At 28.8% G+C, this 15305-nt stretch carries 16 protein-coding genes; 5 read left to right on the forward strand and 11 right to left on the reverse strand.

The window, feature by feature from the left end; genetic code table 11:
• From DY168_RS10760 to DY168_RS10785, 6 genes are all read right to left on the reverse strand, one after another.
• Entirely contained in the window at window positions 1-951 is a 951-nt protein-coding gene (locus tag DY168_RS10760; protein ID WP_115641751.1) for a YkvA family protein, read from the reverse strand.
• A gap of 57 nt (window positions 952-1008) precedes the next feature.
• On the reverse strand, window positions 1009-1998 hold the full coding sequence (locus DY168_RS10765) for a rhomboid family intramembrane serine protease (RefSeq protein WP_115641752.1): 990 nt from the start codon (window positions 1996-1998) through the stop codon (window positions 1009-1011).
• Window positions 1999-2166: 168 nt separating this feature from the next.
• On the reverse strand, window positions 2167-3225 hold the full coding sequence (locus tag DY168_RS10770) for an HD-GYP domain-containing protein (protein WP_115641753.1): 1059 nt from the start codon (window positions 3223-3225) through the stop codon (window positions 2167-2169).
• 155 nt (window positions 3226-3380) lie between these two features.
• Window positions 3381-5183 (reverse strand): oligoendopeptidase F, encoded by a 1803-nt coding sequence (gene pepF, locus DY168_RS10775; RefSeq protein WP_115641754.1) that lies wholly within the window; start codon window positions 5181-5183, stop codon window positions 3381-3383.
• Between the two features lie 135 nt (window positions 5184-5318).
• Window positions 5319-5717 (reverse strand): DUF6762 family protein, encoded by a 399-nt coding sequence (locus tag DY168_RS10780; RefSeq protein WP_115641755.1) that lies wholly within the window; start codon window positions 5715-5717, stop codon window positions 5319-5321.
• 208 nt (window positions 5718-5925) lie between these two features.
• Window positions 5926-6831, reverse strand: a complete 906-nt coding sequence (locus DY168_RS10785; protein ID WP_115641756.1) for a metal ABC transporter substrate-binding protein — start codon at window positions 6829-6831, stop codon at window positions 5926-5928.
• Window positions 6832-6942: 111 nt separating this feature from the next.
• Between DY168_RS10785 and DY168_RS10790 the strand changes: the two genes are divergently transcribed.
• Genes DY168_RS10790 through DY168_RS10800 form a run of 3 tightly spaced genes read left to right on the forward strand, consistent with a single transcriptional unit; the run spans window position 6943 to window position 8830 of the window.
• Window positions 6943-7614 (forward strand): metal ABC transporter ATP-binding protein, encoded by a 672-nt coding sequence (locus DY168_RS10790; protein WP_115641757.1) that lies wholly within the window; start codon window positions 6943-6945, stop codon window positions 7612-7614.
• A 5-nt stretch (window positions 7615-7619) separates the two neighbouring features.
• Window positions 7620-8411: a metal ABC transporter permease gene (locus DY168_RS10795; protein WP_115641758.1), complete on the forward strand. Its 792-nt coding sequence runs from the start codon at window positions 7620-7622 to the stop codon at window positions 8409-8411.
• 5 nt (window positions 8412-8416) lie between these two features.
• Window positions 8417-8830: a Fur family transcriptional regulator gene (locus tag DY168_RS10800; RefSeq protein WP_115641759.1), complete on the forward strand. Its 414-nt coding sequence runs from the start codon at window positions 8417-8419 to the stop codon at window positions 8828-8830.
• 66 nt (window positions 8831-8896) lie between these two features.
• Here the strand turns inward: DY168_RS10800 and DY168_RS10805 are convergent, their stop codons facing one another.
• Both DY168_RS10805 and DY168_RS10810 read right to left on the reverse strand, forming a co-directional pair.
• On the reverse strand, window positions 8897-10132 hold the full coding sequence (locus DY168_RS10805) for an NCS2 family permease (protein ID WP_115642481.1): 1236 nt from the start codon (window positions 10130-10132) through the stop codon (window positions 8897-8899).
• 156 nt (window positions 10133-10288) lie between these two features.
• A complete protein-coding gene (locus tag DY168_RS10810; protein ID WP_115641760.1) occupies window positions 10289-10843 on the reverse strand; it encodes a manganese efflux pump MntP in 555 nt (184 codons plus the stop codon).
• A 298-nt stretch (window positions 10844-11141) separates the two neighbouring features.
• On the opposite strand from DY168_RS10810, the gene DY168_RS10815 reads away from it, so the two are divergent.
• The gene (locus DY168_RS10815) at window positions 11142-12362 is read left to right on the forward strand and encodes a 6-phosphofructokinase (RefSeq protein WP_115641761.1); all 1221 of its coding nucleotides are present in this window, start codon (window positions 11142-11144) and stop codon (window positions 12360-12362) included.
• Window positions 12363-12433: 71 nt separating this feature from the next.
• Here the strand turns inward: DY168_RS10815 and DY168_RS10820 are convergent, their stop codons facing one another.
• Window positions 12434-13735 carry an aminotransferase class V-fold PLP-dependent enzyme gene (locus DY168_RS10820; RefSeq protein ID WP_115641762.1) on the reverse strand — a complete coding sequence of 434 codons (1302 nt, stop codon included), beginning with the start codon at window positions 13733-13735 and terminating at the stop codon, window positions 12434-12436.
• A 139-nt stretch (window positions 13736-13874) separates the two neighbouring features.
• Here DY168_RS10820 and DY168_RS10825 point away from each other — a divergent pair, with 139 nt between their 5' ends.
• Window positions 13875-14486: a hypothetical protein gene (locus DY168_RS10825; protein ID WP_115641763.1), complete on the forward strand. Its 612-nt coding sequence runs from the start codon at window positions 13875-13877 to the stop codon at window positions 14484-14486.
• Window positions 14487-14540: 54 nt separating this feature from the next.
• Here the strand turns inward: DY168_RS10825 and DY168_RS10830 are convergent, their stop codons facing one another.
• Together DY168_RS10830 and DY168_RS10835 are read right to left on the reverse strand one after the other, a co-directional pair.
• Window positions 14541-14816, reverse strand: a complete 276-nt coding sequence (locus DY168_RS10830; RefSeq protein WP_115641764.1) for a DUF3793 family protein — start codon at window positions 14814-14816, stop codon at window positions 14541-14543.
• A 27-nt stretch (window positions 14817-14843) separates the two neighbouring features.
• A complete protein-coding gene (locus tag DY168_RS10835) occupies window positions 14844-15134 on the reverse strand; it encodes a DUF2325 domain-containing protein (RefSeq protein WP_029450944.1) in 291 nt (96 codons plus the stop codon).
• Between the last annotated feature and the right edge of the window lie 171 nt (window positions 15135-15305).

A 15305-nucleotide genomic window follows, 5' to 3' on the forward strand; every position in this document is an offset into this window, starting at 1 on the left:
TTATGAAAATTTTAAAATAGCATTATATAACTTATCAACGTTTGTTCCACCACTAAATTTATTTATGTAGGTTACAGCTTCTTTAAATACTATAATTATATTGTTTTTACCTTCCCAGTTTTCTAATATAATAGGAAGTGGTACATCATTTACAACTCTATTTAGCGCAAAAAATGCTACTGCAAATTCATCAATCTTCCCTATGAAAGGTATTCTATCTGGAATGATATCAAAAGGTAGAGCTAAATAAGCAATAGATGTTCCTAGTGCTATCTTAGTCTTCATTTTAACCCTTTTATCTTTAAATATTCTATAAATTAAAGATAAAACATCTGGCATAATCATTGCCCATTCAGTGGCTTCACTGTATCTTTCTGGCAGACTTTGCTTAACACTTTGCCTAGTTATAGAATAATAATCTTTAACCTTCTCTAAATTCTCAATATTTTCATAGATCATTTCATCTTCTATAACCTCTGAAATCTTTAAAGATTCTACACTTTTATTTAATGAAATTTCTAAAGTTGAAACTGAAACTTCCACATAAGATTTTAATAATTCTATATAATCTAGTTTAAATGTTACATAAGGCACTGCTTTTAATAATATGTTTAAATTTAATGTAACATTATCTTCTTTAACGTATACGCCTCTTTGTTTTAAATCTTCTACAACCTTTTTTAAGGTATATTTTTTAAGTGGTGATATAACCCCTATCTTATATACCTTAAGCGACGTGAGTTTTAAATTTATATTATTGTTATAAAAACTTCCAAATGCTAGGGTAAGTTTAAATGGAATATCTATAACCTTTTTATATGAACCTATTACTTCTATAAATTCATTTATTAAAATAGATTTAATTTTAAGACCTTCTATATTTAAATATCCATCTATAATTCCAATTAAATCCTCTTCTGATAGTTTAACCTTCAAATTCGAAACTAGCACATCAATCCACTTCCTTTTACTAAATAAGCTAAAATATGATTAGTCCTTAATGACATTTTATTCTTTAAATAATATAAAAGAAATTATAATACCTCCTACAAGTCCTCCTAAGTGACCAAAGTTATCTATATTAGGTATGGTAACACCTATTAATATATTAACAACTATAACTGATAATATGTTCCTTAAAAATTCTTTTCCTATTTTTTCTTTCATTTTGTATGCAAAAATAAGGCAAGCTCCTAAAAGTCCAAATATTGCACCTGAAGCACCTACTGATGTACTTTGTGAAAATACATAAGAAGCTAATGATGAGGTAATTCCTGAAAGAAAATATATAATCAAAAATTTCTTTCTCCCATAAAAGTTCTCTACTATTTCGCCTGTAGTTCTAAGGGCATACATATTTAATCCTAAATGTAACAAACCTCCGTGTAAAAACATAGCCATAAATAATCTGTAATACTGACCCGCATTTATTAATTTATTATTTTTAGCACCTAAAAGTAACAATACCTTTATGTCTATATCAAATATACTCTTAGATAAATAAGCTGACACTATAAATATAAGTATATTTATCCCTATAAGTGTGTAGGTAGCTTTATATTCATTTATTGACTTTTTAAGGGGCCTTTTTTTAGTTTTAACATCTTTGTCCTTTTGAGCAAGCTTTGAAATTAATCCTGCAAAGTTTTTTATCTGATCACTACTCCCAATCAATCCACCATTTTCTGAATCTAATATTATAAAATTATAATTTTGATTTTCTAGTATATTTAAATAATCATTTGTAAATTTATCTATTATTATATTGTTAAGACTTAATGACTTAATGCCTTTTTTCTTCATATATTCTAGTGCTAAGAAGTTTTTACTTGCAAAGTCTTCTTTAGTAGAAAATGTAACTACAAAGGCATTTTCATTTTCATACTTTATAGCTAAAAGATTTTTACAATTATCCTCTGCTGTATTATTCTCTTCTAAACTGAATCCATACTCTTTTATTAAAGATGAAATAATATTATCAATATACTCTTTTCTCATAAATCCTCACTTTTTAATTAATCTACCTATTATAAATTAATACTTTTATTGTAATAATTCTATCTTACATAATACCTAAGCTATTTTCAACAAATTAAACGACTTTATATTTATTTTAATCTTCAGGGATAATCCTTTTACATTACTTTCATTCATCATCTTTTATGATTAGTAGACACACTCTACAGATAAATTTATATTCTCTAATAAGTTTATTTCGTAAAACCTTATAGGTTTCTTGTCCTTACCATGATAAAGTACCCTTACTACTGGCCTGTCTGGAAATCCCTTGTTTTGCTTTATTACATATCCTTCTACTCCATTTGAAAGCTTTAAGCATGAACCTAGTTGATACACTGCAAATGTATCTTTAAATACTTTAACTACCTCTTCATCAAAGAACTTCCCTGACCCAGCTAGTATAAGTTCATAAGAGTCCTTTGGATTAAATTTTGTTCTATAACTTCTATCATTACTAATAGCATCGTAGACATCACAAACCGATATTATTTTTGCATTAATACATATTTCATTACCTTTTAATCCAAATGGATATCCTGTTCCATCTATTCTCTCATGATGCTGTAATATGGCATCTGTTATCTTTACAGAAAGATCCGTATTTGACCTTAATATATCCACCCCATATATTGGATGTTTCTTCATTTCTGAATATTCAACATTTGAAAGTCCTTGTGACTTGTTTAACATGTCTTTACTTATTTTCACCTTTCCTAGATCATGCAAGGTAGCTGAAATGCCAAGATTTACAATATCCGCTCGTTCAAACCCCATATTTATCCCCAAAAAGGCAGCCATTATTCCAGTATCAATACTATGTACAAATGTATAATTATCATGAGTTTTTATATCGTTTAAACTTTTATTTATATCTCCAAATTCTATTATGTAGTTCATAAGTTCTTCTACTTTAATTAAGGAATCCATAATATCTACTCTATCATTTAAGGTGATCTTTTTTACTATAGTACTCACACCTTTTAATGTATCTACTTTTAATTCATTCAGCCTTATATCTTCTAAGTCTAAATCTGAAAGCCTCTTATCTTCTATATAGACATAAAGCACATCCAATTGTTTTAGTCTATTTATATAATTAAGTGTTAGGCTAACTCCAGCTCTTAAGAGAATTTTCCCATCACTAGAAAATATACTTTTTGCCAGTATATCACCAGGTTTAACTTTTAATATAAACTCTATCCGCATAATTCACCTCATAAAATTCTTTTTACTGTAACAAAATGAGTATATATAAATAATATCACAATTAAAATGTATTATTAAAATATAGTAACCCTACCAGATTATTATAAATTAAACAAGGTGAAGTCTCAATAGACCTTCACCTCGTAATTAAAAATTTATACAGATTGCTTTTCTAGCATATCTAAAAGTTCATTAAATCTAGCTATAGTAGCTTCTAAAGGTTTTGATGTAGTAATATCAACGCCTGCTGTTTTTAGGGTATTAATAGGATAATCACTACCCCCACTTTTTAAGAATCCTTTGTACTTTTCTAATGCATTTTCATTATTTTCTAATATAGCCTTTGCAAAAGCACTTGCAGCTGCATACCCTGTAGCATACTGATAAACATAAAAGTCAGAATAAAAATGTGGTATTCTTGCCCATTCCATATCTATTCCGTCATCTACAATCATATCAGGTCCAAAGTACTTTACATTTAAATCATGCCATATGCCACATAAGTCCTTACTATTTAATGGTTTCCCATTTTCTATACTCTCGTGAACTAAAATTTCAAATTCAGCAAACATCAGTTGTCTAAATACTGTAGTTCTTATTTGTTCTAATTCTTGATTTATTAAATACAACCTTTTATTCTCATCTTCTTCTTTATTTATAAGATGGTGAATTAAAAGTGCTTCATTTGTAGTTGAAGCAACCTCCGCACAAAATAAAGTATAATTAGAATATAAGTGTGGTTGATTCTTTCTTGAATAATATGAATGTATAGAATGACCCATTTCATGTGCAAAAGTAGAAACATCATTTATACTATAGTTATAGTTTAAAAGAACATAGGGCATAGTATCATGACATCCCCAAGAATATGCTCCTCCTCTTTTACCTTTGTTTTCAAATACATCCACCCACCCATTATCTACGCCTTCTTTAAATATATTTAAATATTCTTGTCCTAGTGGATTCAAACCTTCTTTTACTATTTTAACAGCTTCCTCAAACTCAATATGTTCTTTTGGTATATCTATTACAGGAACATATAAGTCATACATATGCATCTCATCTAATCCTAATAACCTTTTTTTCACCCTTACATACCTATGAAGTGAATCTAAATTCTTGTTTATAGTATCTATAGATTTATAATAAACTTCTAATGGTATGTTGTTTGGTTTTAATGAACTCTCTAAAGATGACTTATATTTATTAGCCTTTGATAGAAATATAAAGTTTTTTACTGAAGATGTTAAGGAACTAGTTAAAGTATTTTTAAATTTATTATAAGTACTAAATAAAGCCTTAAAAGCTTCTTCCCTAACTCTTCTATCTTTTGACCTTATGAAGGTTGCATAATTAACCTCTGTAAGTTCAATTTCTTTATTATTTTCATCCTCTATATTTGGAAATGTCATATCTGCATTAGTAAGCATACCAAATATATTTCCTGGAGCCTCAAGACAATCTGAAACCGAAGCCAACATTTCTTCAAGTTCTCTAGAAAGTGTATGAGGTTTCATTATAATTATCTGCTTGAAAAAAAACTTATACATATTTAGTTCCTGTATTTCATCTATATTTTTTAATAGTTCTGCTTCATTTAATGATAATATCTCTGGAACAAAAAATGCATTTATGCTAGACAGTTCTGCTAAATATCCATCTATCTTTTCTTTTATAGTTTGAAATTCTGTGTTAGCTGTATCTTCATCTGATTTAAGGTGAGCGTATACAAATAAAACTTCTGCTTTTCTCGATATTCTTTCTTTTAAATTAAGATATGATATTAAATTTTTAGGATCGTTAAGTGTCCCTGGGAATTCTTTTAGCTTTAAAGCTTCTATCTTTAGCTCCTGAAAGTCTTCCTCCCATCTTTTTGAACTTTTATATACCTTTTCTATATTCCATTTGTACTCTGAAGCTATTTCGTCTCTTGTTTTTAATCTTTTTACTTCCGTCATAAAAAACCCCTCCTTTAATAAACCATATATAAATATGGTATCATAGCAAAACTTAAATTACTATTATAATAGTATGAAGATTCTTGAATCTGTATATGTCATTAATTAATCTGTTGTAATATTATTATTGAACTCTTAAATATAGTCTTCTTTTTTACCTCTTATATCTAAATAAACCTTCTTAAAGCATTCATCTATTAAATTACATATTTCATTTATTTTGTAGCTCATAACTTCTCTCTTCTCATCATAAGGAAAGCTTATAACCCATGTAGGATTATATTCTTCATCTTTATCTTTTATTTTATATCCTTTTTCTATAAAAGCTTCTGTATCAAACAAATCAAATATAGCTGAATATTCCCATTCCTCAACATCCTTATCAGTATCAAAGTAAAGACTTACCATGTTGTCTATACAAAATAGTTTTCTTACATAATTACCTCCGTATCTTACTTCGTAGCTACCAAGTTCTCTTAAAAATAAATTAGTATCCTTTTCTTTCTCCATAATTACTAATGATGAAAATTCCATAATAATCCTCCTTATTTATAATCCTTTATTTTTATGCTTACTTAAAGTTTTTTAATATATCTTAACATATAATATACTAAATTAAATAGGATGTTTCAAAGGACACCCTATACTCTAAGTTAAATAGGCTTACTCTTATAATTTGTAAGCCTATACTTATTATATATTAGTTATCCCTTTAAAACATCCTAAACTTTCTTCTTGCTTATTAATTTAAACTTTCATATATCTTCTGTAAGTTTTCTCTCATAGTTTCTATATAATTTCCCTCTGACTCTAAAGTATTAATAGTTTCTGTCTTAGCACCAATCTCTCTAGCTAGTGTCTCTGATACCTTAGGACTCACATTTTCTTCAGTAAATACAGTTTTTAAATTGACTTCTTTTCCAATACTTACAAGTTCCTTGATTTTTTGTGGTGTAGGTTCTCCCTCTGCAAAGACATCCTCTACACTATATTGGTGTAGGTCAAATTCCCTACATAAATATGCAAAAGCTGCATGACCTGTTACAAATGTTTTATTTTGGAGCGGCTTTATCTTACTTTCATACTCATCTTTTAAATCATCTAGCTCCTTTTCAAACCTTTTATAGTTTTCTTCGTAATAGCTTTTATTAGAATAATCTATTTTAACTAAAGCTTCTTTTATATTATTAGCCTCCACCTTAGCTTCTTTAAGACTTAGCCAAACATGTGGATCAAAATGCCCATGTTCATGTCCTTCTTGTTTAGAAGTTTTTATTAAATCTGCACCTTTAGATGCTTCAACTACTACTAAATTTTTATTATCTATACTTTTTAATATGTCTTCTGCCCAGTGTTCCATTTCTAAACCATTATATACGAATAAGTCCGCTTTAGACATGTTTTTCATATCTTTTGCTTTAGGCTCAAAATCATGAGCTTCTACTCCGCTTGGTACTATAGTTGTAATCTCGATTTTATCTCCCCCTATAGCCATAGCAAATTCAGTCATAGCATTAAAGCTAGATACTACAAAAATCTTTTTTTCTGCATTTTCATTGTTGTCTACCGCCTCTTTTTTATTTACACAAGCTGATAATAATATCATCATACACAATGGACCTATAATTTTAAATAATTTTTTTTTCATTGTTTCCTCCTAGCCTATCTTTTCCCTTGCAAATCATTTGCATTAAGTATATAATAATATACGAAGTAATCATTGTCAACATACAATTTAGAATACAGGGAGCTGAAACATTTGATTATAATAAAAGACCTATGCTTTTCTTATGAAGGCAATAAACCATACATATTAGACCACGTAAATTTGACTATTCCAATGGGTAGTTATTTTTCAATAGTGGGTGAAAACGGCAGCGCTAAAAGCACTTTAATAAAACTAGTCTTAGGTTTACTAAAACCACTAAAAGGAGATATTAAGGTAAATACATCAAACATTGCTTATGTTCCACAAAAACTTGACAGTTTCAACTCTGAGTTCCCAATAACTGTTCATGAATTGTTATCTAACCACAAAAAGGTGTGTAAAATAGATGATTCTAAAGCCATTGATAAGAGTCTTCAAATAGTTTCTATGACTTCTTATAAAAACAAATTAATAGGGAGCCTTTCTGGTGGCCAGCAACAAAAGATATTCATAGCAAGAGCTTTGATGGGATCACCAAAACTTATAATTTTAGACGAGCCTTCTACAGGAATTGATTTTCAAAGTCAAAAAGAAATATATGCTATAATAAAATCCTTAAATACAGAAGATAATATTACTGTTATATCTGTTGAGCATAATTTAGACGCTGTTCTAAAAAACTCTACTCATATATATGAGCTAAATTCCGACACCGGAAATGGTGTTTTATATAATGCTAAGGAATATAGAGATAAAATTTTAAATGTTTATAACGAAAGGTGATTTACATGTTGCAATTTGAATTTATGAGAAATGCCTTAATGGCAGGACTTTTTGTATCCATACTCTGTCCCTTTGTAGGGTTATTCTTAGTTCTTAAAAGATATTCCATGATGGGTGATACCCTATCTCATGCTTCCTTTGCTGGTATAGCTATAGGTTTAGTATCAGGTTTAAATCCCATTATTACATCTTTCATTTTCACATCCGCCTGTGGCCTTTTAATTGAATATTTAAGAAACTATTATAAAAAGTATTCAGAACTTGTAATGTCTATAATACTAACCCTTAGTATAGGTATAGCAATTTTAATAATGAGTACAGGAAAAGCGGGTTCAAGTGTTAATTCTATATTATTTGGAAACATGCTAACAGTTTCAAAGACTGATTTAATATGGATGGCTATAATAGGTGCTATATCTTTTATATTTATATTCTTTTTATACAATAAATTAATCTATGCTACCTTTGATGAAGAGGGTGCTAAAGTTTCTGGAGTAAATGTATCTTTAGTTAACTATATCTTCACTCTTATAGTAGCTGCTACAATATCTATATCCATAAGAATACTCGGAGTGCTTGTTATATCTTCAATGATAGTTGTGCCTGTTGCTACAGCTATGCAACTAAAAAAAGGTTTTAAAAGTACCCTTATATATTCTATATTGTTTGGGTTTATAGATATATTTGCAGGGTTTTTCATATCGTATAAGTTAGATACTGCTACTGGAGGTACTATTGCTTTAACGTCTGTAGTAGTTTTAACTATAATATTGCTAATAAATAAGTATCGTAGGTGAATTTTATGAATACAATGGATTTATTAAAAAACAAGACTATAAAAGCTACTAAAGCACGAATTATAATTTACAATATAATATCTAACTGTGATTGTGGAATAACTGCAGAATATATCCATAACAAATGTTTAGAATCTAATATAAGTATAAACTTATCAACAGTGTACCGAAGCTTAGATTTATTTGAGGAAAAAAGTCTTGTAGAAAAATATGATCTTGGTGAAGGTACATATAATTACACCTTAAAGAAGCATAATCACAAGCATTTGCTAGAATGTAGTCTTTGTCATAAAGAGATAGAACTACAATGTCCAATGCAACAAATTGAAGAGCTTGTAAAAAACAAAACAGGATTCACATTAGTGGAACACGAACTAAAGATGAAGGGTATTTGTAAGGATTGTAAAAAACATAAATAATAAAGCAAAAAAGATCACATTTTAAATGCGATCTTTTTTTGATTTTAAATATATATTATCATTACATTAAATAGCATGTAGTATGAAGTTAATTAAAAACATAAATGATATTATATACATAGGAACTGATATTTCTTTATGCCTTTTACTAGCTAATTTCACTATAGGGTACGCCACAAATCCAAAAGCCATACCATCTACTATACTAAAGGTAAGCGGTATCATAGCAATAATCAAAAAAGCTGGAAATCCTTCTGTAAAATCATTAAAATCTATATTTAATGCGTTTTTAATCATTAAACTACCTATTATTATCAAAATAGGAGCTATAGCGCTATTAGGTATAATTTTAATTATAGGCATAAATATTATAGATAGCAAAAATAGTATTCCTGCTGTAAATGATGTAAGCCCACTCTTACCACCTGCAGCAAGTCCTGCAGCACCTTCAATTGATACTACTGTTGGACTTGTTCCAACTATAGCACAATTAATAACTGACATAGCCGTAGCTTGAAATGATCTTTTAAACTTTTCAGGTTTATCTAGCATTACATTTATCTGTCCATGGATTAATCCAAGGTTTTCAAATACAAGCACCAATAATATAGAAAATGTTGACACAATAAATGAACTTGAAAATATATTACTAAAATCCATATGGCCTATTACTTCCTTATATCCTCCAATGGAAAACCCCGTAAAAGAAATCTGTGATAAATCAATTAATCCAAATGCCGCTGAAAGAAGTACTCCTAAAAACATACTTATAAGAAAGTTACCTTGAACATTCTTCACAAACAACACCAATGTGATTATAAGGGTTATAAGAGTTACATAAACTGCCGGATCACTAAGACTTCCAAGTGCTACAAATGTTGTTTCATTTGAAACTATTATTCCGCTCTTTTGAAGTCCTATAAAGGTTATCATAAGACCTATTCCTACAGTTATAGCTTCTTTTAATGATATTGGAATTGATTTTGTTAGTATCTCACCAAGTTTTGTAAAGGCTACCACAGCGAACAAAATTCCTGCAATAAACACCGATGCCAATGCTTGTTCCCAGGTTAATCCCATAGTTTTAACTATGGTGTAAGAAAACATAGCGTTAACCCCCATACCAGGTACCAATATCATTGGTGACTTTCCCCAAAATGCGGACAGTAAACATCCAACAAAAGTAGATAACACTGTAGCTATAACCGCCGCTTCCATAGGTATTCCAGCATCTGCTAGTATAGCTGGATTAACCGCTATTATGTAAGCAGCAGCAAAAAATGATGTAAGCCCTGCTAACATTTCCTTTTTTCTTGTGGTTTCATTAATATCTAAGTCAAATAATTTATTCAATTTTTTTCCTCTTCATGTCTTTCCCTCTCCCTCCCACGTTTACACTTATTATGTGTAATTGCACTAATATTATAACAAATAATATTATAAAATCAAAGTAATTATTTACCTCGAAAATATTAATTTCAATCCTAATATAATTAATATTATGCCTCCGATATAATCTGCATACTTACATATAAATTCTATCCTTCTAAAAAACTTGCTTATTATAAATGCTATAATTGTAAGAGTACAAGTTACCATCCCTATAAACAAACTTATTTTAATAAGTAATATTAAGCTAGTTATTGTCTCAAAAAAGGTAAATCCTATAACTAAAGCATCTATGCTTACAGATACCCCCAATAATATACACATCTTTGGCTTTAAAAATATATATGTTTTTTTATCTTCCATACCTTCTATTATCATTGTTATACCAAGTATAGCTACTATAATCCCTCCTAGTATACTAGAAGTATAATTTACATACTGACTAAATATAAGGCTTCCAAAGGAGCCAATCAACATAAATAAGGTTTGAAAAAATGAAAAGGACATACAAAAGCATAACTTATTCCTAAACTTAACATTTGAATTAAGTCCTATACTTAGTGCTACTCCAAAGGCATCTAAAGACAATGCAATAGCAACTACAAATATAGATAAAAACGTCATATTAGTCTCCTTTCAAACATGTTAATAGTGATAATTAATATATACTGCATCACTTGTTAATATATTCAACTATCATATTGAAAAGAGTAAACTTTTTTAAATCAATATTAAGATTCTATTAATTTTAACATTAAGCATATAATGCTATTACTTACTTATATATTTAGTTAAAAGCCTTTATTTTTCTGATTATATATTATATATTATTAATTGATGAATACTTTATACTCATAACGACTCATAATGAGTCATAATGACTTATATAGTATATAACATATATGTAAAGGAGATAATTATAATGTGTAATTGCCTTATTGCTCAATCTGGAGGTCCTACTTCTGTTATAAATTCAAGCGTTGTAGGTCTTGTGGATGAAAATACTAAGTTAAACATATTTAATACAGTGTACGGAGGACTAAATGGTATCGAGGGAATACTAAATGAAAATATAATAAATTTATCAATTTGTGATAAAAATGTATTAGAAACCTTTAAACTTACCCCTTCTTCCGGCTTAGGTTCTTGTAGATATAAAATGAAAGATTATAATAACGATGAAAGCGAATATATTAAAATTTTTGATATATTTCATAAATTAGACATTAAAGCCTTCTTTTACATAGGTGGAAATGACTCTATGGATACGGTGTCAAAACTTAGTAAGTATGCGGAAATCAAAAATTTAGATGTTAAAATAATGGGTATACCTAAAACTATAGATAATGACCTTCCAATAACAGATCACACTCCTGGTTTTGGAAGTGCTGCAAAGTTTATATCCACAGTAGCTTTAGAAACATACTTAGATTCTTCTGTTTATATAAATAACGGTATATTTATATTAGAAACTATGGGAAGAGATGCAGGATGGCTTGCTGCTAGTGCTTCTTTAGCAAAACTTAACAATAAACCTATAGCTGATTTTATATATCTTCCTGAAATAGCCTTTAATGCTGATACCTTTATAAATGATGTTAGCGAAAAGTTCAAAAAACAAAATCATGTATATATAGTAGCCTCTGAAGGCTTAAAGGATAATAGTGGAAACTTCTTATCTACCCTTCAATCTACAGGATGCCATGATAATTTTGGACATGCTCAATTAGGAGGTGTAGGAAATTATCTAAGGAATTTAATTTTAGATAATAATATAACAACTAGGGTTAAATCATTAGAACTAGGTGTACTGCAAAGATGTGCAATGCATGTATCTTCTTCTATAGATGTGGAGGAGGCCTATGCTTCTGGTGCTGCTGCTCTTAGATTTGCAAAAGATGGTATATCGGGATATATGGTTGGAATTAAGAGAATAGATGGTAGCACTTATTCAACTGAAACCTTTCCTATAAAAGCATCCACTGTAGCTAATAATGTTAAATACATACCTAGAGATTGGATCAACAAAGAAGGCAATGGTGTAAATGAGCTATTTTACACCTACGCGAATCCTCTTATTTCTGGTAATGTAGAATTAATATATAATAATTGTATACCAAGCTATCATATTTTTAATAAATAACTTATAAATGTTTTTAATAAATAATTTATAAATATTTCAAGTTTCAGATGGGCTTAAATCCCACCTGAAACTTAAAACTTATTAAAGTAATTATACCTACCATTAATATAATCTAGCGCTGATATAAAATAATCCACTTCTTCTTTTGTGTTGTATATTCCAAAACTCACTCTAACCATTCCTGGCTTTGGATAATTCAAGTTATTTTTATAGTATTCTATCTCCTTTTGTGATATTTTAAGAAGTCTTTGTACATAGGGTTGAGCACAAAAACACCCTGATCTAACTTCAATTCCATAATATTTATATAGCATTTCTGCTACCTTTTCATGATGAAGTCCTTTCATATTAAAGCTTACTATGCCTAATCTATCTTTATCCATTTTAGTGCTTCCATATATACTTATATACTCTCTCTTATTTAAATTATAAAGCAAATATGCTGTTAGCTCTCTTTCATGTCTTTCTATAATATCAATATCTAGATACTCCATAACCTTTAATGAAGATATAAGCGCAACAACCCCCATAAAATTTGGTGTACCTGCTTCCTCCTTCAAAGGCACATCCTCCCATATTACTTCCTCCTTGGTAACAAACTTCACTGTACCTCCACCTTTACAATCTGGATCTCCTGCATCAAAAGCTTTCTTTTTACCTATAATAACGCCTATACCAAAGGGAGCATACATCTTATGTGCAGAAAACACCAAATAATCTATAGCAGCTGCTCTATTATCATTTTTAATACATATCTTTTTATGAGGCACCATCTGAGCTCCATCTACTATAATTTCTGCTCCATAGTTATGACATATTTCAGATATCATATATATATCATTAATAAATCCTGTAACATTTGATGCTCCAGTTAATGTTACATATTTAACCCTTCCATTATAGTATTCAAGCTTCTGATAAAGACTTTCTAGAGATAGTCTTCCGTCCCTATCTATCTCTATATAATCTAAGTTGCACTTCCCCCTCCATGGCAAATCATTAGAATGGTGTTCCATATAGGAAGAAAGCACTACATCATCTTTATTATAAATTAGCCTATTAGATAATTTATTTATACCTTCTGTAGTATTTTTAGTGAATATAACAGTATATTCATCATTAGGAGCCATAAAATATTTTAGTATAGCTTCCCTAGACTCTTCATAAAGATTTGAACAAATATTAGACTTATAACCTACCCCTCTATGAACTGAACCATAGTAAGATGAAAAGTATTGTATATTATCCATTACATACTTAAAAGGAGGAGTAGTAGCTGCATTATCAAAATTTATAGTTTTCACTACTTTACCATTATCTAATTTAATATAATGATTTATTTCAGAAAAAAGATTCCTATAATCTATAAACATAAAAATTCCTCCCTCTTATATTATTAATATTCATATACACTGTAATTTGATACTATCTTTTAATATTATTTTAACCTGCAACAATATATATATCTTCACATAGTATATATTGTAGTTTAAAAAATGGAGGTATTATTTTATGTGTGAAAAAGACTCCTTTATGGAAAAAGATGATGATATGAATTTTGTCCCTTGGGTTCAAGATACAAATGTTTTCTCTGATATGCAAAATGACTCTAGAATCCTAGAAGATCCTTCAGTAGCTTCTATTGGTATGATGTGTAATCCTAATATGATGCAATCTATGGATATGATGTGCCATCCAAGCAACATGAAGCCTATGGATATGATGTGTCATCCGAGCATGATGCAGCCTATGGATATGATGTGCCATCTGAGCATGATGCACCCTATGCATATGATGGGTAATCCTAATATGATGTGTCCTATGCATATGATGGGTAATCCTAATATGTTAAATCCTATGATGGGCTCTCCTTATAACATACCACCAAACGTAGAAAATAAAATCCCAACTCATGATGCTTGCACAAAGGGCTGTAGAGAAATTGAAGATGTTAATTATTCCGATGACTTTAGAAGTAAGGATAAAAATGTGGAAAAGATACTAAGAAAGATAGAATGTAATAATCCAATGATATTGAAAACTCTAATGTGCTATAATATGCCTTGTAATCTTGCAAGGAACATAATGAAAGATATGATAAAGCTCACATTAATGTATAAGTAATTAATATAAATAAAAATAAAAGGTAGAAGTTTTAAAGTGTGTACTTTATAACTTCTACTTTTTATTTAAATTCATAACTACATAATAAATAGGATATCCTAAAGGTAATCCTATCTCATGAAGACAGACAAAAGCAAATCGTTGTTTTAATTTAAATAAAACTTCATTTAACTTCATATCTTTATTATATCCATATTGTAACAAAGACTCTAAACCTTCTTCATTATAAATTACACCTTCAAGTTTACTTCTATTATAAATCATAATCACAGATACTCCTTTCTTCTTCCCTGATCTAAAATAATCTAACTTCAAATAATCTAACTTCAATTAATATAACCAATTGTTTTAATATTTTTATTGATTGTTTTTTAAAAATTGCTTTATATTTTGATCTAAGTAACTAATAGATCTTCTTGAATATATTATGTTAGTATCATTTTCCTTTACTCTTCCTTTTATGGTCTTACTTAATTGATGTCCTATAAAATCTGTTAAAACTAAAACAAGGTCAGTATTTACAGGTATATCTAATTTTAAATCACCCTTTTTTCTTCCTGTAATATGATTTATAGTTTCAAAACCATTTCCTCTTAAATAATCTTTAATATTTCCAAGCTTATCTCCGCCTATTACTAGTATACTCATTATAATCACTCCTTATATATTTTTTCTAACACTAAATTCTATACATTATATTTTATATCTTTACATGTTAATATTAATATTAATAATCATTCTCAATCGTATTGTATAGTATTTTTCTTTTTTTGTAAACAGTATTGTTATATATTTTTAAAAAAAAATAGAAGACTTCTC

The organism is Clostridium putrefaciens (genome assembly GCF_900461105.1).
GTDB classification, from domain to species: domain Bacteria; phylum Bacillota; class Clostridia; order Clostridiales; family Clostridiaceae; genus Clostridium_L; species Clostridium_L putrefaciens.